This is a genomic window from Neisseria sp. LACPHL-SPEC-2024-00856, assembly GCF_047915665.1.
Lineage (GTDB): Bacteria > Pseudomonadota > Gammaproteobacteria > Burkholderiales > Neisseriaceae > Neisseria > Neisseria polysaccharea.
This window is the reverse complement of record NZ_JBLRPR010000008.1, coordinates 1-25,816: the sequence shown is the minus strand read 5'-3', so window position 1 is coordinate 25,816 and position 25,816 is coordinate 1. Positions and strand designations below refer to the sequence as shown.

Below are 25,816 nucleotides of genomic sequence, written 5' to 3'. Positions count from 1 at the left end.
TAGTGGAATCAAACAAAAGACCGCTTCATTCCACTCTGCAACCTATTCAACTTATCCACAAAATTAAAAAAGGACAAGCAATCATGCAAAAACGTATTGATGAAATCCAAAGCAAATACCGCGGATGGTGTCATTTACTACCGCAATTGAAAGAAGACATCCAGCGTTGGAAACATGCCGTCGCTTTGATTCGCGATATGGACAATTTCTATACCCACGAATATCAGGAGTGTCATCAGGCTATTGAAGACGGGGCAGAACTGGATTTGCGTACGGAAGGCGAATACAGCATTATGAGTGAAGATGCGTTATGGAACGCGCTGGGCGAATTCCATCAATTGGCTTGGCTACATTTGCGCTCCAGCGTCGATGCCTTGGACAGATATACGCAAGAAGATTAATCAGCGAAGAGGTCGTCTGAAAACCCTAAGATGTGGATTTTCAGACGACCTTTCATTCAAAAGGCTTTTCCATATTTACTTCAATCTGCCGAGTATTCTTCCAAGCCGAAACACAGGCCTCATAATTTGCCAACGACAAACTTACCGTCAATCGGCAATCCAACTGTAAATCCTGCTCCAATATATCCGCCTGATATTGTTTGGCAATGCGTATCGCTTCATTCAAAAACGGATATTCACATTTCAGCCAAACGGTTTTTTCAATATTCTTTTCAACCACTTCTGCGATCTCTAACGCCTGAGCCGTTGCCTCTTTATACGCATGTATCAGACCAGGAACGCCCAATAAAGCACCACCGAAATAGCGGACGACCACGACCAAAACATCGGTGATGCCCACCGAATCAATCTGTCCCAAAATTGGTCGTCCAGCACTTCCTGATGGCTCTCCATCATCGTTGGCACGAAATTGCATACCATCCACGCCCAAACGATAGGCATAACACCAGTGTCGTGCTTTATGATGTTCTTCCTTTAACGGATCGAGGTATTTTTTCACATCAGCCAATGTCCGAATCGGATAGGCAAATGCAATAAAACGGCTGCCTTTATCTTTAAACTCAGCCTGTGTCGGGGAAGTAATGGTTTTATAAGTCGTAATCATGCTGAAATGTTTTCAGACGACCTCATTAATACAAGGTCGTCTGAAAGTTTCACGTGAAACATCATTTTTTCAATACTTCTGTTAATTGTGGAACAATTTCAAATAAATCGCCAACCAATCCGTAATCGGCTACATTGAAAATCGGCGCATCGGCATCTTTGTTGATTGCGACAATCACCTTACTGTCCTGCATACCAGCAACGTGTTGAATCGCACCTGAAATACCGATTGCAAAATAGAGTTGCGGCGCAACCACTTTACCGGTTTGTCCGACTTGAGCATCGTTTGGCGCATATTCGGCATCAACTGCCGCACGGGATGCACCGATTGCCGCACCTAAAACATCCGCCAACGGTGTCAGCACTTCATTAAATTTTTCCGCACTACCCAACGCACGACCACCGGAAACAATCACTTTTGCCTGAGTCAGTTCGGGACGATCGGAATGGGAAAGCTGACGGTTAACAAAACGACTCAGGTTTGGGGCAGGGGTTGTTTCAATATTAATTACCTCAGCATTACCACCTTGCACCGCCGCTGCGTCAAAAGCCGTCGCACGGAAGGTCAGCACCAATTTTTCCGCATTGGCTTGCACGGTTTCAAATGCATTACCTGCATAAATCGGACGTACAAAAGTCGTGTTATCTACAATCTCGGTCAAATCAGAAATTTGCGGTACGTCTAATAAGGCGGCTACGCGGGGCAAAAGGTTTTTACCGAATGTGGTTGCCGTTGCTGCAACATAGCGGTAATCCGCCGCCAATTTGACAACCAGCGGAGCCAACTCTTCAGCCAAACCTTCAGCATAATGGGCAGCATCTGCAACCAAAACTTTTTCCACTCCCGCTACTTGCTTCGCGAACTCCACGACGGACGATGCGCCGTTTCCGGCAACCAATAAATCGACTTTGCCTAGTTTTGCGGCAGCGGTAACAGCATGCAAAGTGGCAGGATTCAACTGTTTGTTGTCGTGTTCGGCAATAATCAATACGCTCATTTCAGTCTCCTCAAATCACTTTGGCTTCGTTTTTCAATTTTTCAACTAATTCGGCAACGCTTGCTACTTTTACGCCTGCCTGACGCGCTTTAGGCTCGGCGAATTTCACCGTTTTCAGACGAGGTGAAATGTCGGCAACCAAATCGGCAGGAGCCAGTTTTTCCAAAGGTTTTTTCTTCGCCGCCATAATATTGGGGAGTTTGACGAAGCGCGGCTCGTTCAAACGCAAATCTGCACTGATAACAGCGGGCAATTTCAATGCTATGGTTTCTTCGCCGCCATCAATTTCGCGCACAATCTGTACTTCATCACCTTCAATTTGTACTTTTGAAGCAAACGTACCTTGCGCCGCATTCAGCAAAGCTGCCAGCATTTGCGCCACTTGATTGGCATCGTCATCAATCGCTTGTTTACCCAAAAAGAAAATTTGCGGATTTTCTTTGTCCGCAACAGCTTTCAGCAGCTTGGCAACTGCCAGCGGCTCCAATTTTACATCGGTTTCAACATGAATTGCACGGTCGGCACCCATAGCCAAAGCGGTACGCAAGGTTTCTTCGCATTTTTTCTCACCCAAAGAAACCGCTACGATTTCGCTTACTTTTCCGGCTTCTTTTAGTCGAACAGCTTCTTCCACAGCAATTTCGTCAAACGGATTCATCGACATTTTGACATTACCGATATCTACATCCGAACCATCGGCTTTTACACGAACTTTGACGTTGTAGTCTACTACGCGCTTTACCGCGACCAGTGCTTTCATTGAATTCTCCCAAAAAGAACGTTGCTTTCACTATTCAGCGAAGCCAAACCTTCTTCCCTATAAAATCAAATCCGTTTTTTCTTAAAAACGAATTCATTCAGAAATCTTTCAGATAATGCTTGCCGATTATACCATTTTTAAAGCATTTACTCAGGCTGGTAGATATACATTCTTATGCTTAACAAACTGAAAAATATCAGGTGCTATATCAGTTTCAGACAACCCTTTAGCCTTTGTCTGCTGCAACACAATCCATCAACGTTTGATAAACCAAATCTGCGGTCGGAATCTGCCCAATATTACCCAAATTTTTTGCAACAACTGAAACTTGAACGCCTGTTTTAATCGGATCGGTATCGGTATAAATCCCGACCACAGGTTTTTCCAAGGCGTTCGCCAAATGCAGCAAACCGGTATCCACACCAACTATTCCGACCGCGTGTTTCAACAGGTACGCCGCCTGTAATAAATTTATTTTAGCGCACACTATGGCAAACGGCAGCCCGTCTGCAATCTGTTCCGCACGCGCTTTTTCAGCCTCGTTTCCCCAAGGCAAATAAACATTGCATTGTTGTTTTTGATTCAGTTTTTGCAGCAACGCCCGCCAGTTTTCCACAGGCCATAACTTACTATCCCGACTGGTCGCGTGCAAAACCGCATAATACGGCTGCTCTAAATTTTTCAGACGACCTGCTTCAGGAACAGTCAAACCAAATACCTGCGTTTCAGGCATTACATACCCAAACACTTGGGCAAACAGCTCACGGTTGCGCCAAACAGCATTTTCACCTTTCGGTACAGCGTATGTTTTCGCATACGCCAACGCAGCCAATCCCTCACGCGCGCTGTTTTTATCCAAACCATAAATAGGGGATTTTGCCATTTTAGCGAAACACACGCTTTTAATCAGTCCTTGACTGTCTAATACGAAATCAAATGCTTCCTGCCGCAAAGTCTGTTTCAGACGACCTATTTCTCGCCAAGTTTCTGCTTGAAAAAGATGTTTGCGCCATTGCCGCCATTTCATCACATGGATTTTTTTCACAAACGGATGTAGGCGCGCAATATCCGCAAATCCGGCTTCACACAACCAATGGAGTTCCACATCAGGGCATTGTCGCGCTAAATCTTCAATTGCGGGCAAAGTGTGAATTAAATCGCCCATACTAGACAAGCGGACAAGCAAAATTTTCATATTCAGTAAGGGGGTTCACGTGAAACAATTATAAATTATTGATTATTAATATATTTTTTAATTTCTTCAGCGTTTTTTAAGATGATTGCACCGGCAGAACGCATTTCCTGCCATGCCGTTTCGATGGTATCCGGCGCAATGCCCCGACAAGCCGCTTCATTGACGATAACCTGCCAATTACCGCCTTTAAGTAACTGCAAAACCGTTGTTTTAACACAATAATCCGTAGCCAAGCCGCCGACAATGACCGTATCCGTATTTTGACAATGAAGCCATTCAATCAACCCTGTACTCAGTTTTTCCTTGATATCGTGAAAACACGCGCCGTAAGGATGCAATTCAGGATCAATGCCTTTCCAAACGCAATAATCGTATTCCTTGGCAGAAGGCAACCCGTCCAACAATTCATAGCCGCGCGTACCGACCATCGCATGAGCCACCCAAGTCAAATCCGCATCAGGCAAACCTGTCGGCTTCAACATATCAACAGGGTTATCCACAAGCCATTTCGCTGCCATATGATGCGCATCTTTCGTCATTACACGCAAATCCGCCAAAGCGGCTTGGGCATTCAATTCTTCGACAATCAAATGCCCCTCGTTTACAGGTAGCTCGTCAGGACACAAAGGCGTAAAAGTTTTTTGTGCATCAACATCAATGGAAACAATCATCTCATTACTTCTTCACTTAAAATCGTCATTCTCTATTTTACGAATAACAAAACTCTTACCTTCTTTATTTAAGGAGTACAATTCATCTAGGTGAATATGATATGTCATATCCACCTCCTCCATTTTAGCTATACCTAAGATGCTCCTTGCTAGAAGCTGTAATCCGATTTTATTACCCAAAATTTCAATCTCACCCCCTATAAGTGAGATCTGAAAGGAAAGATAACAACCTGACTTGGGTGTAATATACGGGATTCCCTCTTCGTTATAGCGAACCGTTATGCTTCTTTTTTTTATCAACACTCCAATGCCTTTTTTAAGAGCGTCTTGGACACGAGGATTCTGTGCTACTTTATTTCAACACGATTAAAATGCCCTGTATTATAACAAATTACTGCCCGAAAGCGGTAAAACCGGCTGTGATAAGATAAGGTTTTCCCGAAAAACTTATCCACAATCTTATGACTTATACCATTACCCCCATCGGCACCGCCCGCTCACCCTACAAACAGAAATTCGGCATCGCCCGCCAGCCCGGTTTGGTCTCCGCCGCAGAAGTATGCATCGAGCTGAATCCCGAATTTACCGCAGACAGTGTGCGCGGACTGGAACACTTCGATTATGTGTGGATAAGTTTTATTTTTCATGGCGTATTGGATGAAGGCTGGGCGCAAATGGTGCGTCCGCCACGGCTCGGCGGCAAACAAAAAATGGGCGTATTCGCCACGCGCAGCCCCCACCGCCCCAATCACCTCGGACTGTCACTCTTAAAACTCGAACGCATCGAAACCGGCAAACCCGTCCGCCTCTATTGCAGCGGCGCAGACCTGTTGGACGGCACACCAATTATCGACATAAAACCCTACATCCCCTTTGTCGAATCCAAACCCGATGCATCATCCGGCTTCGTCAGCGGCAAACCCGAAGAGCTTGAAGTTGTATGGCTGGAAAACATCGGCGCGGAAAATTTATCTGAAAGCACCCAAAACCTAATCAGCCAAAGCATTGCCCAAGACCCGCGCCCCGCCTATCAGGATATTCCCGAACGGATTTATGTGATGAATATTGCGGATTACGAAGTTAGGTTTCAAATCGAGGAAAACCGCGCAACCGTTATTGATCTTTCCCAACCCCGCTTTAAATCGGGCAAAAATCCGGTTTTGCCGCATAGCAGTTGAACAAACGGCTGTTGTTTGTTCGCCATAAGCCGCAATATCAAGTTACAGATAAACAATGCCGTCTGAACGCAATGTGTTCAGACGGCATTTACTTATCCACAGGTTTGTTCAAGCCTTAGATTTTGCCTGCAAAGTATTCCAAAGTGCGGACGAGTTGGCAGGTGTAGGACATTTCGTTGTCGTACCAGGCAACGGTTTTCACCAATTGTTTGCCGCCCACGGTCATCACGCGGGTTTGGGTCGCATCGAAGAGCGAGCCGTATTCGATGCCGACAACGTCGGAAGAAACGATTTGATCTTCGTTGTAGCCGTAAGATTCGCTGGCGGCGGCTTTCATCGCGGCGTTGATTTCTTCTTTGGTTACAGGGCGTTCGAGGACGGAAACCAATTCGGTCAGCGAGCCGGTGGCAACAGGGACGCGTTGGGCGGAGCCGTCGAGTTTGCCGTTCAATTCGGGGATAACCAGACCGATGGCCTTGGCGGCACCGGTGCTGTTGGGCACGATGTTGAGCGCGGCGGCTCGGGCGCGGCGCAAATCGCCTTTGCGGTGCGGCGCGTCAAGGGTGTTTTGGTCGCCGGTGTAGGCGTGGATGGTGGTCATCAGACCTTCGACTACGCCGAACTCTTTTTGCAGGACTGCCGCCATCGGGGCAAGGCAGTTGGTGGTGCAGGAAGCGGCGGAAATGACGGTTTCGCTGCCGTCCAAAATGTCTTGGTTCACGCCATATACGACGGTTTTCACATCATTGCCGCCAGGTGCGGAAATCACGACTTTGCGCGCGCCGGCACGGATGTGGGCTTCGGCTTTGGTTTTATTGGTAAAGAAGCCGGTACATTCAAGGACGACATCCACACCCAACTCGCCCCAAGGCAATTCTTCGGGATTCGGATTAGCGAACACTTTGATTTCTTTACCATTTACTACGATGGCATCGTCTTTTAATTCGGCAGTACCTTGGAAACGGCCTTGTGTGCTGTCGTATTTGAAAAGGTGCAGCAGCATTTCGGCAGGGGTCAGGTCGTTAACGGCGACAACTTCGATGCCGTGGGCTTTTTCAATTTGACGCAATGCGAGGCGGCCGATACGGCCGAAACCGTTAATCGCTACTTTTATGCTCATGTTTATGCTCCAAGTTATGAAACGAAATTTCAATACCTGTATTGTATTCTGAAATAAAGTTACACTCCACTATTACATCTAACTACTTGCTGCTTATTTGATATAGATAAATTTTGCTGTTTGCACAGATTTCCAAAACTTTTACCATCAATATTTGAATTTAAAATTTTAATGATGATTTTGATGATTGCGGATCTGCTTGTGTATAAGTAGCAAATATCCAATCTTTTCACTACCTTTTCGTCAAATAAGTTTGAGTTTAAGGCTTGCCGTATAGGACAGATAAACGTGGATGTTTTTTGACTTAATAATATCCCTGTGGATAACTTTGCTGTTTTCCTACTTGTCTCCACAACCTTATTGACAGGCTTACGGTCAGTCTCATTCCGTCGAAGACAAAACCTTTTGCTACAATACCGTTTTCCTAATGATAAGGCAGCCCCATGTCCAAATCCGCCGTTTCCCCAATGATGCAGCAATACCTCGGCATCAAAGCGCAACATACCGACAAACTGGTGTTTTACCGCATGGGCGATTTTTACGAGATGTTTTTCGACGATGCGGTAGAAGCGGCAAAACTTTTGGATATTACCCTGACCACGCGCGGACAGGTGGATGGCAAGCCGGTCAAAATGGCAGGCGTGCCGTTTCACGCCGCCGAACAATATCTGGCGCGCCTGGTCAAGCTGGGCAAAAGTGTGGCTATTTGCGAACAGGTCGGCGAAGTCGGGACGGGCAAAGGGCCAGTGGAGCGCAAAGTCGTGCGCATCTTAACGCCCGGCACGCTGACCGATTCCGCATTACTGGAAGACAAGGAAACCAACCGCATCGTTGCCGTGTCCCTCAACAAAAAATACATCGGTTTGGCGTGGGCATCGCTGCAAAGCGGCGAATTCAAAACCAAGCTGACAACTGTGGATAAATTGGACGACGAACTGGCGCGCCTGCAGGCGGCGGAAATTCTGTTGCCGGACAGTAAAAACGCGCTGCAACTTCAGACGGCATCGGGTGTTACGCGCCTGAACGCGTGGCAGTTTGCCGCCGACGCAGGGGAGAAACTGCTGACGGAATATTTCGGCTGCCAGGATTTGCGCGGCTTCGGTTTGGACGGCAAAGAACACGCCGTTGCGATTGGCGCGGCAGGTGCGCTGTTGAACTATATCCGCCTGACGCAAAACCTGATGCCGCAACATTTGGACGGCCTGTCGCTCGAAACCGACAGCCAATATATCGGTATGGATGCCGCCACGCGCCGCAATCTCGAAATCACGCAAACCCTCTCCGGCAAAAAATCGCCGACCCTGATGTCCACGCTCGACCTTTGCACCACCCACATGGGCAGCCGCCTCTTGGCTCTCTGGCTGCACCACCCTTTGCGCAACCGCGCCCACATCCGCGCCCGCCAAGAAGCCGTTGCCGCGCTGGAAAGCCAATACGAACCCCTCCAATGCCGTCTGAAAAACATTGCGGACATTGAACGCATTGCTGCCCGCATCGCCGTCGGCAACGCCCGCCCGCGCGACCTCGCCGCCCTGCGCGACAGCCTGTTTGCCCTGTCAGAAATCGACTTGTCCACAAACGGCAGCAGCCTGTTGGAAACCCTCAAAGCCGTTTTCCCCGAAACCCTGCCAGTTGCCGAAACCCTCAAAGCCGCCGTGATGCCCGAACCTGCCGTCTGGCTGAAAGACGGCAATGTCATCAACCACGGTTTTCATCCCGAACTGGACGAATTGCGCCGCATTCAAAACCATGGCGACGAATTTTTGCTGGATTTGGAAGCCAAGGAACGCGAACGTACCGGTTTGTCCACACTCAAAGTCGAGTTCAACCGCGTTCACGGCTTTTACATTGAATTGTCCAAAACCCAAGCCGAACAAGCACCTGCCGACTACCAACGCCGGCAAACCCTCAAAAACGCCGAACGCTTCATCACGCCGGAGTTGAAAGCCTTTGAAGACAAAGTGCTGACTGCTCAAGAGCAAGCCCTCGCCTTAGAAAAACAACTCTTTGACGGCGTATTGAAAAACCTTCAGACGGCATTGCCGCAGCTTCAAAAAGCCGCCAAAGCCGCCGCCGCGCTGGACGTGTTGTCCACATTTTCAGCCTTGGCAAAAGAGCGGAACTTCGTCCGCCCCGAGTTTGCCGACTATCCGGTTATCCACATCGAAAACGGCCGCCATCCCGTTGTCGAACAGCAGGTACGCCACTTCACCGCCAACCACACCAACCTTGACCACAAACACCGCCTCATGCTGCTCACCGGCCCCAATATGGGCGGCAAATCCACCTACATGCGCCAAGTCGCGCTGATTGTTTTATTGGCACACACCGGCTGTTTCGTGCCTGCCGATGCCGCCACAATCGGGCCCATCGATCAAATCTTCACCCGCATCGGCGCATCGGACGACCTCGCCTCCAACCGCTCCACCTTTATGGTCGAAATGAGCGAAACCGCCTACATCCTGCATCACGCCACCGAACAAAGCCTTGTTTTAATGGACGAAGTCGGACGTGGCACTTCCACTTTCGACGGCCTCGCCCTCGCGCACGCCGTTGCCGAACACCTGCTGCAAAAAAACAAATCCTTCAGCCTGTTTGCCACCCACTATTTCGAGCTGACCTACCTGCCCGAAGCCCACGCCGCCGCACTCAATATGCACCTTTCCGCGCTCGAACAGGGACAGGACATCGTGTTTCTGCACCAAATCCAACCCGGTCCCGCCGGCAAAAGCTACGGCATCGCCGTTGCCAAACTCGCCGGCCTGCCTGTACGCGCATTGAAATCCGCCCAAAAGCATTTGAACGGACTGGAAAACCAAGCCGCCGCAAACCGTCCCCAACTGGATATTTTCAGTACCATGCCGTCTGAAAAAGGAGATGAACCGAATGTGGGCAACTTTGTGGACAAAGCAGAGGAAAAACATTTTGAAGGTATATTGGCAGCAGCCTTGGAAAAACTCGATCCCGACAGCCTGACCCCGCGCGAAGCATTGTCAGAACTGTACCGTCTGAAAGATTTGTGCAAATCCGTATCTTAATTTCCGTTGGCGGAACAGCATCAAACCATATGGAAAAATCTGTGGATAAACATTATCTGACAAGAAGTTTCCAAACATAAAAATGCCGTCCGAACAGCTCAGACGGCATTTGTCCATTCGGCTTAAACCTTATCCATATCCAAACGCATAACCGTAACCCATTCACCGTTATGGAAATGTCGCCCGACAACCGCCCAGCCGAATGATTCATAAAATATTTGCACATCAGGCGTATAAAGATACAAGAACTTTATCCCCAGCGAACGCGCTGCGCCTATGTAGTGGGCGACCAGCCTCCTGCCAATGCCTTTTCCGCGATATTCAGGTAAAACAAAGACATCACCCAACCAATATTCATACTGTGGAAAACTTTCCATATCATGCCGCTTGACCGTAGCCGAACCCAACAGGGTTCCGGAATCATCCACAGCCGCAAAAGCCAGCGGCAGTTCGTCATCCTTCAAACACCTGCCGTAATAGGCATGAATCTTATCCACAGAAGACCACGGTTCAAATCCGTGCCACTCCTCAAACAACGCCTGAACCAACCTGCCGATATGCCCGGCTTTCAGCCGTGTAATGAAAACAGTATTGTCTACAAAGAGGGAATTCATCGGTCAATTCCCCGACGCTTTCGTTCCCCCTGCGCCGTAAACCGCATTCCAAGCATGGTCCAAACGCACTCCGATTTGCCTCAGCTCTTCAGCCTGCCGGGCTTTTTGCGCCATTGCTGCAGGAATTTCCGCTTCCAAACGGGCGATGTCTGCCTGAGCCGTCTGCAAACGCCGGCGCGCATCTTCCAAATCCGACTGCATCCCGATGATTTTTCCGTCCAGATTGTTTTGTTTTTGCAGTAAGGCACGATAGCCGGATTGGATGCTGAGCAGATTGTCTTCCGCATCCCCCGCCCATACGCTTGTAGAAAAAACAAACATCAGAAAATACAATATTTTTTTCATGTTCAACTTCCGTTTGAATGCTGTCTGAAGCCGCATTCCGACATCAGACGGCATCGCCCACGCCTGTGGATAACTTAAGCGCGGATGCGTTTCAACACTTCTTCTTTGCCGATTAATGCCAACACAGCATCGACGCTGGGGGTTTTCGCCGTACCGCAGACGGCAAGGCGCAGGGGCATGCCGAGTTTGCCCATTTTAATGCCTTCTTCGTCGCAGAAGGGTTTGAAGAGGTCGTGGATGGCTTCGGCATTCCAGTCTTCCAGCCCTTCGAGGCGTTCGGCAAAGCGCAGCATACGAGCGGCGGCTTCGTCGTCCCAGTGTTTGGCAACATCGGCTTCGGCAGGGACTTGTTTTTTGTAGAAATACAGACATTCGTCTGCCAAGGCGTTCAAATCTTGGGCGCGGTCTTTGACCAATGCCAACACGTCTTCCAAAGCAGGCTTGCTTGTTTCATGGATATCGCGCAGGGCGAGGCGCGGTTTCACCATTTCGGCCAGTTTTTCGTTGGTGGTGATTTTGATGTGTTCGCCGTTGATCCAGTAGAGTTTCTTCAAATCCATACGGCTTGGGGACGGGGAAACGTCTTTCAAATCAAACCATTCGATGAATTGTTCCATCGTAAAAAACTCGTCGTCGCCGTGCGCCCAGCCCAAACGTGCCAGATAGTTGAGCATGGCTTCGGGCAGGATGCCCATCGCGCCGAAATCGGTAATGGCAACGGTATCGCCGCTGCGTTTGGAGATTTTTTTGCCTTGTTCGTTAAGAATCATCGGCAGGTGACCGTATTCAGGCAGGGTAGCGCCGATGGCTTTTAAGATGTTGATTTGTTTCGGGGTGTTGTTCACATGGTCGTCGCCCCGGATAACGTGGGTAACGCCCATGTCGTAGTCGTCCACCACGACGCAGAAGTTGTAGGTCGGCGTACCGTCGGCGCGGGCAATAATCAGGTCGTCGAGGGCTTCGTTGGGGATGGAAATTTCGCCTTTGACCAAGTCCGTCCATTGGGTGACGCCGTCCAAAGGCGTTTTGAAGCGGACGACGGGTTGCACGCCGGCAGGAATTTCGGGCAGGGTTTTGCCTGCTTCCGGTCGCCAGCGGCGGTCGTAAGTCGCCGTGCCTTCTTTTTCGGCTTTCTCGCGCATCGCTTCCAATTCTTCTTTGCTGCAATAGCAGTAGTAGGCATCGCCTTTTGCCAAGAGTTCGGCAATGACTTCTTTATAACGGTCGAAACGGCGGGTTTGGTACACCACGTTGTCGGCGTTGTCGTAATCGAGACCGACCCATTTCATGCCATCGAGGATGATGTTGACGGATTCGGCGGTAGAACGCGCCAAGTCGGTGTCTTCGATGCGCAATAAAAATTCGCCTTTATGATGGCGGGCAAACGCCCACGAAAACAAGGCGGTGCGAACGCCGCCGATATGCAGGTAGCCGGTGGGGCTGGGGGCGAAACGGGTTTTGACGGTCATGATGGCTCCGAAATCTTTGAAAGCGTTTATTTTACTGGTTTTACCGTGCTTGGGCATCAAAAATGCCGTCCGAACCCTGCCTGCGGATAAGTTTCAGACGGCATTTTCTACCGCTTCAATCAGACAGCCATCCCCAAAAGCGGCTGCCCCATTTTTCCAAACGGTAGAGGGATAACGCATATCCCTCTTGCAGCATAAAGATTTTTTTCTTATTTCCCGCATCAAACCGCGTGGTCGGCGTGGCAGACATATAAACGCGGACACCCAAATCCTCCGCCATTTCCGCCGCCCGCGCCAAATGATAGGGATCGCTGACAATCACCACGCTGGCAATACCGTTGGCACGCAAAACCGGACGGATGTTGTTCAGGTTCTCATAAGTGTTGCGCGAAGTGTTTTCAAACAGGATGTTGCGCGCCGGAACTCCCTGTTTGAGCGCGTACCGCCGCCCGACCTCGGCTTCGGTCATATAGCCTTTTTTGGTCCGGCCTCCCGTAAACACGATTTTGCCTACCCTGCGGCTTTGGTAAAGCGCGATGGCGTGGTTGATACGTTCCCGAAAAACCGGGGAAGGGCGTTTGTCCCATGCGGCGGCACCCAACACCAGCGCGGCATCCGCCCGGACATACGGCGGCAAAACCTGACCGCCCGTCCGATAAACCGCCCAAACGGATGAGGCAAACACCAGCAAAAGCGGAAAAACACTCAAACAGAAACCGCCCAACAGGTAATAGCGCAAGCCGTTGCGGCTGCAAAACAGCCGTTTGTTCACAATACCGCTTCGATATTTTCCAAAGGCCTGCCGACAGCCGCCTTACCGTTCGCCAAAACAATCGGACGCTCCAACAGGGAGGGATGATCGGCGATGGCACGCAGCAGCGCGTCATTGTCCAAATCGGGGTTGTCCAAACCCAATTCCTTATACAAATCATCTTTCACACGCATCATCCCGCGCGCCGATGCCAAGCCCAATTTATTGAAAATATCCTTCAATTCGGACAAGTCGGGCGGCGTATCCAAATATTTGACCACTTCGGCAGCAATGCCGCGTTCTTCCAATAGGGACAAGGCGGCGCGCGATTTGCTGCAACGGGGGTTGTGGAAAATTTTGATTTCAGACATGACATTTCCTTACTTCTCGACAATCCCCTTATTATCGGCTTACGCAGGATTTTACTCAATATCCCGCCTCCAACCGTACCAAACGGTTTACAATACCCGAATCAACATACAAAGGACAAAACGATGAAATACTTAAATCTTGCCGCAATCACACTTGCCGGCGTACTGTTTTCCCATACCGCCTCGGCAGACGAACTGGCCGGATGGAAAGACGGTGCCGCGCAAAGTCTGCAATCGCTCAAAGCCCCCGTCCGCATCGTCAACCTTTGGGCGACCTGGTGCGGCCCGTGCCGCAAAGAGATGCCGGTGATGTCAAAATGGTACAAGGCGCAGAAAAAAGGCAGCGTCGATATGGTCGGTATCGCGCTCGACACGTCCGACAATATCGGCAACTTCCTCAAGCAAACCCCTGTTTCCTACCCGATTTGGCGTTACACCGGGGCGAACAGCCGAAACTTTATGAAATCCTACGGAAACAATGTCGGCGTACTGCCCTTTACCGTCGTCGAAGCCCCGAAATGCGGGTACAAACAAACCATTACCGGGGAAGTGAACGAAAAAAGCCTGACCGAAGCCGTCAAACTCGCCCATTCAAAATGCCGTTAAACGCCGGATGCCGTCTGAAGCCGCTTCAGACGGCATTTTTCCCGCCCGGACTTCAGTATCCGCCAAACTTATCCACTATCTAAAAACAGGCGGAGTCTTTATAATCGGCACTGTCTTACCTATTGTTCAGACGGCATATCCCTGCGGACGCAACCGCCCGAAACGATATGCCGCCCTTCCTTACAGGACCTCCTATGATCCGTTTCGAACAAGTTTCCAAAACCTATCCCGGCGGTTTTGAAGCCCTGAAAAACGTCAGCTTCCAAATCAACAAAGGCGAGATGATTTTTATCGCAGGACACTCCGGTTCAGGCAAATCCACCGTCCTCAAGCTGATTTCGGGCATTACCAAACCAAGCAGGGGCAAAGTCCACTTCAACAACCAAGACCTCGGCACACTGACCGACAACCAAATCGGCTTTATGCGCCAACATATCGGCATCGTGTTCCAAGACCACAAAATCCTCTACGACCGCAACGTCCTGCAAAACGTCATCCTCCCACTGCGGATTATCGGTTATCCGCCGCGCAAAGCCGAAGAACGCGCCCGCATCGCCATTGAAAAAGTCGGCTTGAAAGGGCGAGAATTGGACGATCCCGTAACCCTCTCGGGCGGTGAACAACAACGCCTGTGCATTGCCCGAGCTGTCGTTCACCAGCCCAGCCTGCTGATTGCCGACGAACCCTCCGCCAACCTCGACCGCGCCTACGCGCTCGACATCATGGAATTGTTCAAAACCTTCCACGAAGCAGGAACAACCGTCATCGTCGCTGCACATGACGAAACCCTGATGGCGGACTACGGACACCGCATCCTGCGCCTCTCGAAAGGACGACTCGCATGAGCATCATTCACTACGTCTCGCTGCACGTCGAATCCGCACGCACCGCACTCAAACAACTCATGCGCCAACCTGTCGGCACGATACTGACCCTCCTGATGCTCGCCGTCGCCATGACGCTGCCGCTGTTTATGTATTTGGGCATCCAAAGCGGACAAAGCGTGTTGGGCAAACTCAACGAGTCGCCGCAAATCACAATCTATATGGAAACCGCTGCCGCACAAAGCGACAGCGAGACCGTGCGCAGCCTGCTGACGCGCGACAAACGACTCGACAACATCCGCTTTATCAGCAAAGAAGACGGTTTGGAAGAATTACAGTCCAATCTCGACCAAAATCTGATTTCCATGCTTGACGGCAACCCCCTGCCGGATGTCTTTATCGTTACCCCCGACCCGGCAACCACGCCCGACCAAATGCAGGCAATCTACCGAGACATTACCAAACTGCCTATGGTCGAATCCGCCAACATGGATACGGAATGGGTACAGACACTGTACCAAATCAACGAATTCATCCGTAAAATTTTATGGTTTCTTTCACTGACGCTAGGGATGGCGTTCGTCCTTGTCGCACACAACACCATCCGCCTGCAAATCCTCAGCCGCAAAGAAGAAATCGAAATCACCAAACTCTTGGGCGCGCCCGCGTCGTTTATCCGCCGCCCCTTCCTTTATCAGGCCATGTGGCAGAGCATTCTTTCCGCCACCGTCAGCTTGGGGCTTTGCGGCTGGCTGCTTTCTGCCGTGCGTCCCTTGGTCGATGCCATCTTCAAACCCTACGGCTTGAACATCGGCTGGCGTTTCTTTTACCCTGAGGAAATCGTGCTGGTGTTCGGCTTCGTCATCTCGTTGGGCGTATTCGGCGCGTGGCTTGCTACCACCCAACACCTGCTCGGCTTCAAGGCCAAAAAATAAAACACCGTCAAAAATGCCGTCTGAAGCCGTTTCAGACGGCATTTCGATTTGCCAGTATAATGGCGCATTTTCCCAATAAGGACTCCCCACTATGTTGACACCCGAACAAGTCAAAGCCCTGATTGCAGGCGTGGCAAAATGCGAACACATCGAAGTAGAAGGCGACGGACACCATTTTTTCTCCGTCATCGTTTCATCAGAATTTGAAGGTAAGGCACGCCTCGCGCGCCACCGCCTGATTAAAGACGGACTCAAAGCCCAACTGGAAAGCAACGAACTGCACGCGCTTTCCATTTCGGTAGCCGCCACACCGGCAGAATGGAATGCCAAAGCACAATAACCGCCACACAAAAATGCCGTCTGAAACCATTTCGTTTCAGACGGCATTTTGTATATCAAACCGCTTACGCGCCGCGTTTTTCCAAAGCGGCTACGGCAGGCAACTCTTTGCCTTCCAAGAACTCAAGGAACGCACCGCCGCCGGTGGAGATGTAGCCGATTTGGTCGGTAACGCCGAATTTAGCAATCGCCGCCAGCGTGTCGCCGCCGCCCGCAATCGAGAACGCTTTGCTTTGGGCGATGGCTTCGGCAAGGGCTTTCGTGCCGCCTGCGAATTGATCGAACTCGAACACGCCGACCGGCCCGTTCCAAACGACCGTGCCGGCGGCTTTGAGCAACTCCGCAAGCGCGGCGGCGGATTTCGGGCCGATGTCCAAAATCATCTCATCTTCGGCAACGTCGGCAATGTCTTTCACGACCGCTTCGGCATCGGCAGCAAAGGCTTTGGCAACGACGACATCGGTCGGCAGCGGCACAGAACCGCCTTTGGCCGCCATTTTCTCCATGATTTTTTTGGATTCTTCCACCAAATCGTGTTCCGCCAAAGATTTGCCGATGGCTTTGCCTTCCGCCAACAGGAAGGTGTTGGCAATGCCGCCGCCGACGATAAGTTGGTCGACTTTGTCTGCCAACGATTCGAGGATAGTCAGCTTGGTGGACACTTTGCTGCCGGCGACAATCGCCACCATCGGGCGCGCAGGCTGTTTCAAGGCTTTGCCCAAAGCGTCGAGTTCGCCCGCCATCAATACGCCGGCGCAGGCAACGGGCGCGGCTTGAGCGACGGCTTCGGTCGAAGCTTGGGCGCGGTGCGCGGTGCCGAACGCGTCATTGACGAACACGTCGCACAAGGCGGCGTAGGCTTTGCCCAGTTCCAAATCGTTTTTCTTCTCGCCCTTGTTGATACGCACGTTTTGCAGCATGACGACATCGCCCGCGTTCAGGGCCGGTTTGTTTTCACACCAGTCGTTCAATACTTTCACGTCTTTGCCCAACAAGTTGCCCAAATGCGCGGATACGGGGGAGACATCATCTTCAGGATGGAACTCGCCTTCGGTCGGGCGACCCAAGTGGGTCATTACGATGACGGACGCGCCGTTGTCCAAGCAGTATTGGATGGACGCGAGCGAGGCACGGATACGGGTGTCGTCGCTGATTTTGCCGTCTTTGAACGGCACGTTCATATCGGCGCGGATGAGGACGGTTTTGCCCTGCACGTTTTGTTCGGTCAGTTTTAAAAATGCCATAATCAGTCCTTTTCAATCAGTGTTTGCGATACAGAAACAATTGATGCCGTCTGAAGGCTTCAGACGGCATCGCAACCCGATCAGCCGGATACGCGCTCGATTTTCGCGCCGACGCTGCCGAGTTTTTTTTCAATATTTTCATAACCGCGATCCAAGTGGTAAATCTGTTCGACCACGGTTTCGCCGCGCGCCGCCAAACCGGCGATAACGAGGCTGGCGGAAGCGCGCAAATCCGTCGCCTTGACGACCGCGCCGGAAAGCTGTTCCACACCCTGCACGAATGCCGTATTGCCCTCGGTTGTAATGTTCGCCCCCATCCGGTTCAACTCGGGGACGTGCATAAAGCGGTTTTCAAAAATCGTTTCCACCACGCGGCAGCTTCCCTCCGCCACGGCATTCAATGCCATAAACTGCGCCTGCATATCCGTGGGGAAGCCGGGGTGGACGACCGTGCGGATGTCCACCGCCTTCGGACGTTGACGCATATCGATGGCGATCCAATCGTCGCCCGCCTCAATCACCGCACCTGCCTCGACCAGTTTGTCCAACACCACTTCCATCGTTTTCGGCGCGGCATTCCGCAAAACCACCCTGCCGCCGGTTATCGCCACCGCGCACAGGAACGTCCCTGCTTCAATCCGGTCGGGGACGACGCTGTGTTCGCAGCCGTGCAGCTCGTCCGAGCCTTCCACAACCATCGTGGACGTACCGATGCCGCTGATTTTCGCGCCCATTTTGACCAGGCATTCCGCCAAATCGACCACTTCAGGCTCAATGGCGCAGTTTTCCAAAACCGTCGTACCTTCCGCCAGCGTCGCCGCCATCAGCAGGTTTTCCGTGCCGCCGACGGTAACGACATCCATCGCCACGCGCGTACCTTTGAGTTTGCCTTTGGCTTTGACGTAACCGTGTTCGATGACGATTTCCGCCCCCATCGCTTCCAAGCCTTTCAAATGCTGATCGACGGGGCGCGAACCGATGGCGCAGCCGCCCGGCAGGCTGACTTGCGCCTCGCCGAAACGCGCCAGCGTCGGGCCAAGCACCAAAATCGAGGCGCGCATGGTTCTGACCAATTCGTAAGGGGCGCAGGTATTGTTTACCGTACCGCCGTTGATTTCAAATTCGCTGATATTATCGGTCAGAACGCGTGCGCCCATCCCTTGAAGCAGTTTTTGCGTGGTTTTGACATCAGCCAGCATAGGGACGTTTTTCAGGCGCAACGTACCCGATGTCAGCAAACCCGCGCACATCAGCGGCAATGCCGCGTTTTTCGCGCCCGAGACCGTTATTTCCCCGTTGAGCGGGCCGTTTGCGGAGATTTTCAGTTTGTCCACGTTTGTTCTTTCCTGGTGGGTACTTGTAATATTTCAATACTCGGGACAACGCATAAAGCATCACCCGATGAAGGTTGCAGAGGCGGAATTATAAGGGATTTTCGGGAAAAATACGGAAGCCGCACCAAAGAATTTGACGAAATGCCGCGCTTTCCGAACAAGGATTGTCGGAAAACAAAAAAAGCCGAGTTTTGAAAACTCAGCTTTTTTTTTGTTTTATCTGGTGGGTCGTGAGCGATTCGAACGCTCGACCAACGGATTAAAAGTCCGCTGCTCTACCGACTGAGCTAACGACCCGATAAGCTCGAAATTCTATACATCAAGCCTGATGCTGTCAACCATTTTGTCGGCGTTCAGACGGCATTTTATTTATCAGGCTGTTTTTTCGTATAAATTAACGAGGTCAGTATCGATGCACCCAACGCGCCGAACACGACCGACAGCGAAACGGAAATCGGGATATGCACCCAATGCATTACCAGCATTTTCACACCGATAAAACTCAACACGAATGCCAAGCCGTATTTCAGGAAGATAAAGCGTTCCGCCACATCCGCCAGCAGGAAATACATCGCCCGCAAACCCAAAATGGCGAAAATATTGGAGGTCAGCACGATAAACGGATCGGTGGTAACGGCAAAGACGGCGGGGATGCTGTCCACGGCAAACACGACATCGCTCAATTCAATCATGACTAGCACCAAAAACAGCGGCGTGGCGATTTTTTTGCCGTTTTCGACGGTAAAAAATTTCTCGCCGTGAAATTCCGTGCCGACCGGAACGACTTTCTTGACGGCATTCAGCAGCCTGCTGTTTGCCAAATCCCCTTCCTCATCGCCTTCGGGCTTCATCATGTGTATGCCGGTATAGAGCAGGAACGCGCCGAACAGATACAGAATCCACTCGAACTGCCGAACCAGTGCCGCGCCGACGAAAATCATGACGGTGCGCAATACCAATGCGCCCAATACGCCGTACAGCAGCACGCGGTGCTGAAACTGCGGTGCGACTTTGAAGTAGCCGAATATCATCAGGAACACGAAAATATTATCGACTGCTAACGATTTTTCCAAAATGTAGCCGGTAAAGAATTCCAATACTTTTTCTTTTGCGACTGCCGCGCCGTAGCCGGGATTGCCGGCGAGTTCGAAATACAGCCAGCCCGCAAACAGGCAGGATACGGCAACCCACAAGCCGCTCCATGCCAAGGCTTCTTTGATGCCGACTTTATGGCTGCCGTTTTTCTTCAGCGAAAACATATCCAAGGCAATCATGACCAGCACTGCCGTAAAAAAAACGCCGTAAAACAACGGCGACCCGATGCCGGGATATTCTGTCATGGTTCAATCTCCTGATTTGAAATGTAGTTGTGTTACCAGCTGATATAAAACATCGCTTTTGCCAAAAAGACAATCAGCACCATATGGGTAAAGACGACGGCGTGTATGTATTTCGACCACCCGACGGTCAGCGTGGAACGCGCCATTTTGACGACGGCGATGGCGAAGTGTGCCAACACGCTGAACGCCAACAGGATTTTCAGCGTCAGCATCGTACCGAAGGAAGTGGCAAACGGTTCGCCCAATATAGAAAGATAGCGGTTTGCCGCCATCACGATGCCGCTGGCGAACAGCAGTCCGACCACAAACGGCATCACCCTGACGGCGCGGTAAGACATTGCCTTTTCCACTTCGCGCCGCGCCTCGCGCGACACCCGTCCCGTATGTAGGACGGACAAAACCAGCACTTCAAAAAACACGCCGCCGACAAAGGCGATGGCGCAATACAGGTGGATGATGTGCGCGACGGCATAAATACTCATACGATGCTCCAACCGGAAAACTCGGATACGGATTGTATCACTATCGCCCCCGATGTCCGCATACCGCTTCCCATACCGCCTCGGCGATTCTCGCGCCCGCTCCGCGATGTTGTGCGATAAAGCCGTCCACGCGCGCCTGCATCTGCATTCCGCCCCCCTCAGCAGATAAGGTTTTTTCAACGGCTTCCCGCCACGCGTCCGCCGATTCGACTTGAACCGCCGCACCCGATGCCAAGGCGTGCCGGCAGGCTTCGGAAAAATTGTAGGTCGAAAAGCCGAATATCGTCGGAACGCCGCAGGAAAGCGGTTCGATGATGTTCTGACAACCCGAATCGACCAGACTGCCGCCGACAAAAGCGACATCAGCGCACAGGTAATACGCATACAGCTCGCCCATACTGTCGCCTATCCACACCTGCGTATCGGGTTCGACCGGCAAACCGTCGCTGCGCCGCTGAACCTTAAACCCGAAGCGTTTTGCCGTTTCAAATGCCGTCTGAAAATGCTCGGGATGGCGAGGCACGACGACCAGCAGGGCATCGCCGCGATATTGTTGCCACGCCGCCAGCAGTTTTTCCGCCTCGTCTTCGCCCCGATAAACGCGCGTGCTACCGCACACGGCAACCGGCCGGCCTCCGATGCGTTTTTTAAACTGCCCCGACAGCGTTTTCATCTGTTCAGACGGCATCAGGTCGTATTTGGTATTGCCGCACACCTGCACGGATGCTGCGCCCAATTTCGCCAACCGCGCCGCATCCGCCTCCGTCTGCGCCAAACAGCCCGTCAGCGAAGCGGCGGCAGGACGGATCAGGCGGCGGACTTTCAGATAACCGTTCAACGATTTTTCCGACAGCCGCGCATTCGCCAAAAACAGCGGCACCCCCGCGCGCCGGCATTCCCTCATCAGGTTGGGCCAGATTTCGGTTTCCATCAAAATGCCGAACATCGGGCGGTGTTCGCGCAAAAACTGCCGTACCCACGTTTTTTTGTCATACGGAAGATAGCGGCATTGCGCATCGGGAAACAGAACTTGCGCGGTTTCCCGCCCCGTCGGGGTCATCTGCGTCATCAGCAGCGGCGCATCGGGAAAACGCCGCCGCAACTCGCGTATCAAGGACTGGGCGGCACGCGTTTCTCCGACCGAAACGGCGTGTATCCAAACCGCGCCGGTAATGGGATTCGGATACGGCTTGCCGAAACGCTCGTCCCGATGCGCCCGATATGCCGGGGCACTTCCGTAGCGTTTGTCCAAATAACGCCGTATCCATATCGGCGCAAGCAGCCACAATACATCATAAAGCCATTGGAACATCTTTCTATTTCCTGCAAAACAAATGCCGTCTGAACGGTTCAGACGGCATTTCGGCAACGGAATCAAATATCGTAGGTTGTCGAAGCGGTATCTCCGCCCTTGCCCGTCCAGTTGGTATGGAAAAACTCGCCGCGCGGTTTGTCGGTGCGCTCGTAAGTGTGCGCGCCAAAGTAGTCGCGCTGTGCCTGCAAGAGGTTGGCAGGCAGATGTTCGGTCGTGTAGCCGTCCAAGAACGTAATCGCCGAAGCCATGCAGGGCATAGGGATGCCGCATTCGACCGCCTTGGCAACCACCTTGCGCCATGCCGGCAGGCAGTTTTCCAAAATATTTTTGAAATACGGATCCACACCCAAGAACACCAAATCGGGATTGTTTTCATAGGCATCGCGGATATTGCCCAAAAACGCGCTGCGGATAATACAGCCTTCACGCCACAGCAGCGCAGTGTTGCCGTAGTCCAAATCCCAGCCGTAGCTTTCGCCCGCTTCGCGGATCAGCATAAAGCCTTGTGCGTAGGAAATGATTTTGGATGCAAGCAGGGCCTGTCTCAACGCCTCAACCCATTCTTGTTTGCCGCCTTCGACGGGCGTAACGGTTCGGGCGAACAGCTTGCCGGTCTGCACGCGCTGTTCTTTGAACGACGAAACGCAGCGGGCGAATACCGCTTCGGAAATCAGCGTCAGCGGAATGCCCAAATCCAAGGCATTGATGCCCGTCCACTTGCCCGTGCCTTTTTGCCCCGCCGTATCGAGGATTTTCTCGACCAGCGGTTCGCCGCCTTCGTCTTTATAGCCCAAAATTGCCGCTGTGATTTCAATCAGATAAGAATCCAGCTCGGTTTTGTTCCACTCGGCAAACACTCGGTGCATTTTATCGTAGGACAATCCCAAACCGTCTTTCATGAACTGGTACGCTTCGCAAATCAACTGCATATCGCCGTATTCGATGCCGTTATGCACCATTTTGACAAAATGTCCCGCGCCGTCCCTGCCGACCCAGTCGCAACACGGTTCGCCCTGCGGCGTTTTGGCGGCAATCGCCTGGAAAATCGGCTTGACCGCTTCCCAAGCGCGCTTATCCCCGCCCGGCATAATGGACGGCCCGCGCCGCGCGCCTTCTTCGCCGCCGGATACGCCCGCGCCGACAAACAAAATCCCTTTTTCAGCAAGGTAATGTGTCCGCCGTGTCGTGTCGGGGTAATTGGCATTGCCGCCGTCGATAACGATGTCGCCTTCTTCCAACAGCGGAAGCAGTTGTTCGATAAAGTCGTCAACCACCGAGCCTGCGCGAACCATCATCATGATTTTTCTCGGTTTTGCCAGCTTATCGACCAAGTCTTGCAGGGAATACGCGCCGATAATGCCCGTCCCTTTTGCCGCACCGTTTAAAAATTCGTCCACTTTACCGATTGTCCGGTTGTAGGCGACAACTTTAAATCCGCAATCGTTCATATTCAGAATCAGGTTTTGCCCCATAACCGCCAAACCGATTACGCCAATATCGCCTTTCATTGCAGGAAGCTCCGTTATAGATTTAATTTATCGATTGCAACTCTACCCGATTTACACTTGTTTAACAATCCTTAACTTTTTAATTTTTTGAAAAGATGCCTTTACGCTTTACTGTGCGTTTCCCTGAAAGGTTAGAAATGAAATATAAGATTTAAATAATAAAACGATGATTATATTGATATGGGGAATTTTCTATGGATAACTTTTTTTTATTTTAAAAATCATCAGGATTGCCGTTTTAAAAGGGTGTCGGTAAGGCGGATTCCCTTTTGTGCAGACTTGTGGATTGTTTTTTGTGGGGAATAAGTTTTGTGGATAGTTTTCTTGTTGTGCAGATGGCATCCTACTTTTCTTTACCGAATGGCTGCCGACGCCTTTAAGAACGGGGATGCTGTGGAGATTTGAGAGAGAAGTGTGTTTGGAACTTGTGGAAATGAGAAAGTGTCGGCGCGAATGTCTTTTTTTTTGCATATTGGCAGAGTGTTCATCCGAGTTTGTGTATAAGTGGTGGAGAAAATGAGGTTTGCGGGTAAATCTCATAGTATTTCAATTATATAGCTTTTAGTTAATTGTGTATAAGTAAAGTTTCGGATGGGGATACGTATATAAAAATGCCGTCTGAAGCGGGTATTTTATCGATTCAGACGGCATTTGTTTGGGAAAGGGGGCGTTATCCACAATTTCTGATGTTCAGCTCGTGAAATGCGTCGGGCAAATCATCGCTGTCGGAAAATTCCACCCATTCGTAAGCCGTTTCGTCTGCTAAAACCGCGCGCAAAAGGGCGTTGTTGATGGCGTGTCCCGATTTGTAGCCTTCAAACGCGCCGACAATCGGGTGTCCGACGATATACAAATCGCCGATGGCATCAAGGATTTTATGGCGCACAAACTCATCGGGATAGCGCAAGCCTTCAGGATTCAGGATATCCGTGTCGTCAATCACGATGGCGTTGTTCAGATTGCCGCCCAATCCCAGATTGTGGGCGCGCATCATTTCCACTTCGTGCATAAAGCCGAAAGTGCGCGCGCGCGCAATTTCATCGATGTAGGATTTGCCAGCGAAATCAATTTCAAATGTCGGCGAGCTGCGGTTGAAGACCGGATGGTCGAATTCGATGGTCAGGGTAACTTTAAATCCGTCATACGGTGTAAAGCGTACCCATTTGCCCGCTTCCTTGATTTCGACAGGTTTGAGGATTTTCAAAAAACGCTTTTGCGCCTTTTGATCGACCACGCCCGCATCTTGCAAAAGGTAAATAAACGGCAGGCTGGAGCCGTCCATAATCGGGATTTCGGGCGCGTTCAGCTCAATCAGCGCATTGTCGATACCGTAGGCGGACAATGCTGACATAATGTGTTCGATGGTGCCGACGCGCACGCCTTTGTCGGTAACGATGGTGGAGGAAAGGCGGGTATCGTTGATTAAATAAGGGGTCAGCTTGATTTGTTCACCCATCTCGCCGTCCAAATCCGTGCGGCGGAATGAAATCCCGCTGTTTTCAGGTGCGGGATGCAGGGTCAGTGCGACCCGTTCGCCGGAATGCAGGCCGACTCCGGTAACACTGATGGATTTCGCCAAAGTTCTTTGCAGCATAAACCGCTTCCTTATCAATGGGGTAAGTTGGGGAATGATACGATAAAACCGGAAAAACAGGCTATGTTTTTCAATAGTATTTGCCAATACGGATGTTTTATTTAAAACAAAATGCCGTCTGAAACGATTTGTTTGTGTTTCAGACGGCATGGGTCAGGCAGCTTTATTCGTACACTTTTAACAGCTCGACTTCAAATATCAAAGTGGCGTGCGGGGGAATCACACCGCCGGCACCGTGTGCGCCGTAACCCATTTCCGAAGGGATGGTCAGCTTGCGTTTGCCGCCTTCCTTCATGCCGCCGAAGCCTTCGTCCCAGCCTTTGATGACTTGTCCGACGCCGAGCGTGATGGTCAGCGGCTGGCGGCGGTCGAGGCTGGAGTCGAATTTGGTTCCGTTTTCCAGCCAACCTGTGTAATGCACGGTAATCTCTTTGCCTTTAACTGCTTCTTTTCCTAAGCCTTCCTGTAAGTCTTCAATAATCAGGCCGCCCATATTTGTCCTTTCGTTGCTTGTTGGTCAAAATGGCAAGGGTAACATACCGTCCGTCGAAGTCAAATGCCGCTCAAACGTCAGCTGCATCGGTGCAGCTGAAACGGCTGTGTTTGTTGGACTGTTTTATTTTTTGGGGCTGTACTAGATTAGCAGATATGTTACCCTCGAAATATGAAGATAACACACTGCAAATTAAAGAAAAAAGTACAGAAAGAACTGCTCCGTTTT

The 25,816-nt window shown here is 51.2% G+C and carries 27 protein-coding genes, 1 tRNA gene and 1 pseudogene; 8 read left to right on the top strand and 21 right to left on the bottom strand.

Translation table 11 applies throughout. The features are described 5' to 3' along the window. Positions 1-83: 83 nt before the first annotated feature. The gene (locus ACNAU7_RS07845) at positions 84-401 is read left to right on the top strand and encodes a DUF4298 domain-containing protein (protein WP_416301873.1); all 318 of its coding nucleotides are present in this window, start codon (positions 84-86) and stop codon (positions 399-401) included. Positions 402-453: 52 nt separating this feature from the next. On the opposite strand, the gene ACNAU7_RS07840 is transcribed toward ACNAU7_RS07845, so the two are convergent. The 6 genes from ACNAU7_RS07840 to ACNAU7_RS07815 all read right to left on the bottom strand — a co-directional run bounded on the left by ACNAU7_RS07840 (position 454) and on the right by ACNAU7_RS07815 (position 4,991). Beyond that, positions 454-1,065, bottom strand: coding sequence for an IMPACT family protein (locus tag ACNAU7_RS07840; protein WP_416301872.1), 612 nt, complete (start codon positions 1,063-1,065; stop codon positions 454-456). Positions 1,066-1,126: 61 nt separating this feature from the next. Beyond that, positions 1,127-2,062 (bottom strand): electron transfer flavoprotein subunit alpha/FixB family protein, encoded by a 936-nt coding sequence (locus tag ACNAU7_RS07835; RefSeq protein WP_416301871.1) that lies wholly within the window; start codon positions 2,060-2,062, stop codon positions 1,127-1,129. Positions 2,063-2,072: 10 nt separating this feature from the next. After that, a complete protein-coding gene (locus ACNAU7_RS07830) occupies positions 2,073-2,822 on the bottom strand; it encodes an electron transfer flavoprotein subunit beta/FixA family protein (RefSeq protein ID WP_118997824.1) in 750 nt (249 codons plus the stop codon). A 226-nt stretch (positions 2,823-3,048) separates the two neighbouring features. Next, the gene (gene waaC, locus ACNAU7_RS07825) at positions 3,049-4,017 is read right to left on the bottom strand and encodes a lipopolysaccharide heptosyltransferase I (RefSeq protein ID WP_416301870.1); all 969 of its coding nucleotides are present in this window, start codon (positions 4,015-4,017) and stop codon (positions 3,049-3,051) included. A 35-nt stretch (positions 4,018-4,052) separates the two neighbouring features. Next, positions 4,053-4,688 (bottom strand): nicotinamidase, encoded by a 636-nt coding sequence (locus tag ACNAU7_RS07820; RefSeq protein WP_416301869.1) that lies wholly within the window; start codon positions 4,686-4,688, stop codon positions 4,053-4,055. A gap of 12 nt (positions 4,689-4,700) precedes the next feature. Next, positions 4,701-4,991 carry a hypothetical protein gene (locus ACNAU7_RS07815; protein WP_416301868.1) on the bottom strand — a complete coding sequence of 97 codons (291 nt, stop codon included), beginning with the start codon at positions 4,989-4,991 and terminating at the stop codon, positions 4,701-4,703. A gap of 158 nt (positions 4,992-5,149) precedes the next feature. Between ACNAU7_RS07815 and tsaA the strand changes: the two genes are divergently transcribed. Beyond that, positions 5,150-5,866, top strand: a complete 717-nt coding sequence (gene tsaA, locus ACNAU7_RS07810) for a tRNA (N6-threonylcarbamoyladenosine(37)-N6)-methyltransferase TrmO (protein WP_416301867.1) — start codon at positions 5,150-5,152, stop codon at positions 5,864-5,866. 115 nt (positions 5,867-5,981) lie between these two features. Here tsaA and gap read toward each other — a convergent pair whose 3' ends face one another. Continuing rightward, positions 5,982-6,986, bottom strand: coding sequence for a type I glyceraldehyde-3-phosphate dehydrogenase (gene gap / locus ACNAU7_RS07805; protein ID WP_002236266.1), 1,005 nt, complete (start codon positions 6,984-6,986; stop codon positions 5,982-5,984). A 443-nt stretch (positions 6,987-7,429) separates the two neighbouring features. On the opposite strand from gap, the gene mutS reads away from it, so the two are divergent. Beyond that, positions 7,430-10,024, top strand: a complete 2,595-nt coding sequence (gene mutS / locus ACNAU7_RS07800; RefSeq protein WP_416301866.1) for a DNA mismatch repair protein MutS — start codon at positions 7,430-7,432, stop codon at positions 10,022-10,024. Between the two features lie 122 nt (positions 10,025-10,146). On the opposite strand, the gene ACNAU7_RS07795 is transcribed toward mutS, so the two are convergent. The 5 genes from ACNAU7_RS07795 to arsC form a co-directional block, all read right to left on the bottom strand. Next, positions 10,147-10,638, bottom strand: a complete 492-nt coding sequence (locus ACNAU7_RS07795; protein WP_416301865.1) for a GNAT family N-acetyltransferase — start codon at positions 10,636-10,638, stop codon at positions 10,147-10,149. Positions 10,639-10,641: 3 nt separating this feature from the next. Further along, positions 10,642-11,037, bottom strand: coding sequence for a hypothetical protein (locus ACNAU7_RS07790; protein ID WP_002245279.1), 396 nt, complete (start codon positions 11,035-11,037; stop codon positions 10,642-10,644). A 20-nt stretch (positions 11,038-11,057) separates the two neighbouring features. Continuing rightward, positions 11,058-12,452: a glutamate--tRNA ligase gene (gene gltX, locus ACNAU7_RS07785; RefSeq protein ID WP_416301864.1), complete on the bottom strand. Its 1,395-nt coding sequence runs from the start codon at positions 12,450-12,452 to the stop codon at positions 11,058-11,060. Between the two features lie 115 nt (positions 12,453-12,567). Beyond that, positions 12,568-13,224 (bottom strand): YdcF family protein, encoded by a 657-nt coding sequence (locus ACNAU7_RS07780; RefSeq protein ID WP_416301863.1) that lies wholly within the window; start codon positions 13,222-13,224, stop codon positions 12,568-12,570. After that, positions 13,221-13,574: an arsenate reductase (glutaredoxin) gene (arsC, locus tag ACNAU7_RS07775; protein ID WP_118786722.1), complete on the bottom strand. Its 354-nt coding sequence runs from the start codon at positions 13,572-13,574 to the stop codon at positions 13,221-13,223. Before arsC ends, ACNAU7_RS07780 begins: the two co-directional genes overlap by 4 nt. A gap of 123 nt (positions 13,575-13,697) precedes the next feature. Between arsC and ACNAU7_RS07770 the strand changes: the two genes are divergently transcribed. From ACNAU7_RS07770 to ACNAU7_RS07755, 4 genes are all read left to right on the top strand, one after another. Further along, the gene (locus ACNAU7_RS07770) at positions 13,698-14,180 is read left to right on the top strand and encodes a TlpA disulfide reductase family protein (protein WP_118786721.1); all 483 of its coding nucleotides are present in this window, start codon (positions 13,698-13,700) and stop codon (positions 14,178-14,180) included. A gap of 194 nt (positions 14,181-14,374) precedes the next feature. Then, complete coding sequence (gene ftsE / locus ACNAU7_RS07765) at positions 14,375-15,025, top strand: cell division ATP-binding protein FtsE (protein WP_025458129.1); 651 nt, start codon at positions 14,375-14,377, stop codon at positions 15,023-15,025. Next, positions 15,022-15,939, top strand: a complete 918-nt coding sequence (ftsX, locus tag ACNAU7_RS07760; RefSeq protein ID WP_416301862.1) for a permease-like cell division protein FtsX — start codon at positions 15,022-15,024, stop codon at positions 15,937-15,939. Before ftsE ends, ftsX begins: the two co-directional genes overlap by 4 nt. 91 nt (positions 15,940-16,030) lie before the next feature. Beyond that, positions 16,031-16,279 (top strand): BolA family protein, encoded by a 249-nt coding sequence (locus tag ACNAU7_RS07755; protein ID WP_416301861.1) that lies wholly within the window; start codon positions 16,031-16,033, stop codon positions 16,277-16,279. Positions 16,280-16,343: 64 nt separating this feature from the next. On the opposite strand, the gene ACNAU7_RS07750 is transcribed toward ACNAU7_RS07755, so the two are convergent. The 9 genes from ACNAU7_RS07750 to ACNAU7_RS07710 all read right to left on the bottom strand — a co-directional run bounded on the left by ACNAU7_RS07750 (position 16,344) and on the right by ACNAU7_RS07710 (position 25,588). Further along, positions 16,344-17,522 (bottom strand): phosphoglycerate kinase, encoded by a 1,179-nt coding sequence (locus ACNAU7_RS07750; protein ID WP_416301860.1) that lies wholly within the window; start codon positions 17,520-17,522, stop codon positions 16,344-16,346. 80 nt (positions 17,523-17,602) lie between these two features. Further along, on the bottom strand, positions 17,603-18,856 hold the full coding sequence (gene murA, locus ACNAU7_RS07745) for a UDP-N-acetylglucosamine 1-carboxyvinyltransferase (RefSeq protein WP_021439448.1): 1,254 nt from the start codon (positions 18,854-18,856) through the stop codon (positions 17,603-17,605). A 221-nt stretch (positions 18,857-19,077) separates the two neighbouring features. Further along, positions 19,078-19,153 (bottom strand) — tRNA-Lys (locus ACNAU7_RS07740). A gap of 68 nt (positions 19,154-19,221) precedes the next feature. Further along, on the bottom strand, positions 19,222-20,196 hold the full coding sequence (locus tag ACNAU7_RS07735) for a TerC family protein (protein WP_416301859.1): 975 nt from the start codon (positions 20,194-20,196) through the stop codon (positions 19,222-19,224). Between the two features lie 32 nt (positions 20,197-20,228). Beyond that, entirely contained in the window at positions 20,229-20,678 is a 450-nt protein-coding gene (locus ACNAU7_RS07730) for a CopD family copper resistance protein (RefSeq protein WP_416301858.1), read from the bottom strand. Positions 20,679-20,718: 40 nt separating this feature from the next. Further along, positions 20,719-21,990, bottom strand: a complete 1,272-nt coding sequence (waaA, locus tag ACNAU7_RS07725) for a lipid IV(A) 3-deoxy-D-manno-octulosonic acid transferase (RefSeq protein ID WP_416301857.1) — start codon at positions 21,988-21,990, stop codon at positions 20,719-20,721. A 62-nt stretch (positions 21,991-22,052) separates the two neighbouring features. Beyond that, entirely contained in the window at positions 22,053-23,501 is a 1,449-nt protein-coding gene (gene gnd, locus ACNAU7_RS07720; protein ID WP_416301856.1) for a decarboxylating NADP(+)-dependent phosphogluconate dehydrogenase, read from the bottom strand. A gap of 670 nt (positions 23,502-24,171) precedes the next feature. Next, a complete protein-coding gene (lpxC, locus tag ACNAU7_RS07715; RefSeq protein ID WP_416301855.1) occupies positions 24,172-25,095 on the bottom strand; it encodes a UDP-3-O-acyl-N-acetylglucosamine deacetylase in 924 nt (307 codons plus the stop codon). 163 nt (positions 25,096-25,258) lie between these two features. Further along, positions 25,259-25,588, bottom strand: coding sequence for an FKBP-type peptidyl-prolyl cis-trans isomerase (locus tag ACNAU7_RS07710; protein WP_416301854.1), 330 nt, complete (start codon positions 25,586-25,588; stop codon positions 25,259-25,261). A 155-nt stretch (positions 25,589-25,743) separates the two neighbouring features. On the opposite strand from ACNAU7_RS07710, the pseudogene ACNAU7_RS07705 reads away from it, so the two are divergent. Continuing rightward, positions 25,744-25,816 (top strand): annotated as a pseudogene (locus ACNAU7_RS07705) (IS1595 family transposase); the annotation flags it as partial.

Excerpts from the sequence above, each read along its gene's own strand:
- ACNAU7_RS07845 (WP_416301873.1), top strand. The coding sequence starts at position 84 with ATGCAAAAACGTATTGATGAAATCCAAAGCAAATACCGCGGATGGTGT.
- waaC (WP_416301870.1), bottom strand. The coding sequence starts at position 4,017 with ATGAAAATTTTGCTTGTCCGCTTGTCTAGTATGGGCGATTTAATTCAC.
- gnd (WP_416301856.1), bottom strand. The coding sequence starts at position 23,501 with ATGAAAGGCGATATTGGCGTAATCGGTTTGGCGGTTATGGGGCAAAAC.
- ftsE (WP_025458129.1), top strand. The coding sequence starts at position 14,375 with ATGATCCGTTTCGAACAAGTTTCCAAAACCTATCCCGGCGGTTTTGAA.
- ACNAU7_RS07840 (WP_416301872.1), bottom strand. The coding sequence starts at position 1,065 with ATGATTACGACTTATAAAACCATTACTTCCCCGACACAGGCTGAGTTT.
- lpxC (WP_416301855.1), bottom strand. The coding sequence starts at position 25,095 with ATGCTGCAAAGAACTTTGGCGAAATCCATCAGTGTTACCGGAGTCGGC.
- ACNAU7_RS07790 (WP_002245279.1), bottom strand. The coding sequence starts at position 11,037 with ATGCCGTCTGATGTCGGAATGCGGCTTCAGACAGCATTCAAACGGAAG.
- ACNAU7_RS07750 (WP_416301860.1), bottom strand. The coding sequence starts at position 17,522 with ATGGCATTTTTAAAACTGACCGAACAAAACGTGCAGGGCAAAACCGTC.
- ACNAU7_RS07710 (WP_416301854.1), bottom strand. The coding sequence starts at position 25,588 with ATGGGCGGCCTGATTATTGAAGACTTACAGGAAGGCTTAGGAAAAGAA.
- waaA (WP_416301857.1), bottom strand. The coding sequence starts at position 21,990 with ATGTTCCAATGGCTTTATGATGTATTGTGGCTGCTTGCGCCGATATGG.
- ACNAU7_RS07820 (WP_416301869.1), bottom strand. The coding sequence starts at position 4,688 with ATGATTGTTTCCATTGATGTTGATGCACAAAAAACTTTTACGCCTTTG.
- gltX (WP_416301864.1), bottom strand. The coding sequence starts at position 12,452 with ATGACCGTCAAAACCCGTTTCGCCCCCAGCCCCACCGGCTACCTGCAT.
- arsC (WP_118786722.1), bottom strand. The coding sequence starts at position 13,574 with ATGTCTGAAATCAAAATTTTCCACAACCCCCGTTGCAGCAAATCGCGC.
- ACNAU7_RS07730 (WP_416301858.1), bottom strand. The coding sequence starts at position 20,678 with ATGAGTATTTATGCCGTCGCGCACATCATCCACCTGTATTGCGCCATC.
- ACNAU7_RS07830 (WP_118997824.1), bottom strand. The coding sequence starts at position 2,822 with ATGAAAGCACTGGTCGCGGTAAAGCGCGTAGTAGACTACAACGTCAAA.
- ACNAU7_RS07795 (WP_416301865.1), bottom strand. The coding sequence starts at position 10,638 with ATGAATTCCCTCTTTGTAGACAATACTGTTTTCATTACACGGCTGAAA.
- ACNAU7_RS07770 (WP_118786721.1), top strand. The coding sequence starts at position 13,698 with ATGAAATACTTAAATCTTGCCGCAATCACACTTGCCGGCGTACTGTTT.
- ACNAU7_RS07835 (WP_416301871.1), bottom strand. The coding sequence starts at position 2,062 with ATGAGCGTATTGATTATTGCCGAACACGACAACAAACAGTTGAATCCT.
- tsaA (WP_416301867.1), top strand. The coding sequence starts at position 5,150 with ATGACTTATACCATTACCCCCATCGGCACCGCCCGCTCACCCTACAAA.
- ACNAU7_RS07735 (WP_416301859.1), bottom strand. The coding sequence starts at position 20,196 with ATGACAGAATATCCCGGCATCGGGTCGCCGTTGTTTTACGGCGTTTTT.
- ACNAU7_RS07755 (WP_416301861.1), top strand. The coding sequence starts at position 16,031 with ATGTTGACACCCGAACAAGTCAAAGCCCTGATTGCAGGCGTGGCAAAA.
- ftsX (WP_416301862.1), top strand. The coding sequence starts at position 15,022 with ATGAGCATCATTCACTACGTCTCGCTGCACGTCGAATCCGCACGCACC.
- mutS (WP_416301866.1), top strand. The coding sequence starts at position 7,430 with ATGTCCAAATCCGCCGTTTCCCCAATGATGCAGCAATACCTCGGCATC.
- gap (WP_002236266.1), bottom strand. The coding sequence starts at position 6,986 with ATGAGCATAAAAGTAGCGATTAACGGTTTCGGCCGTATCGGCCGCCTC.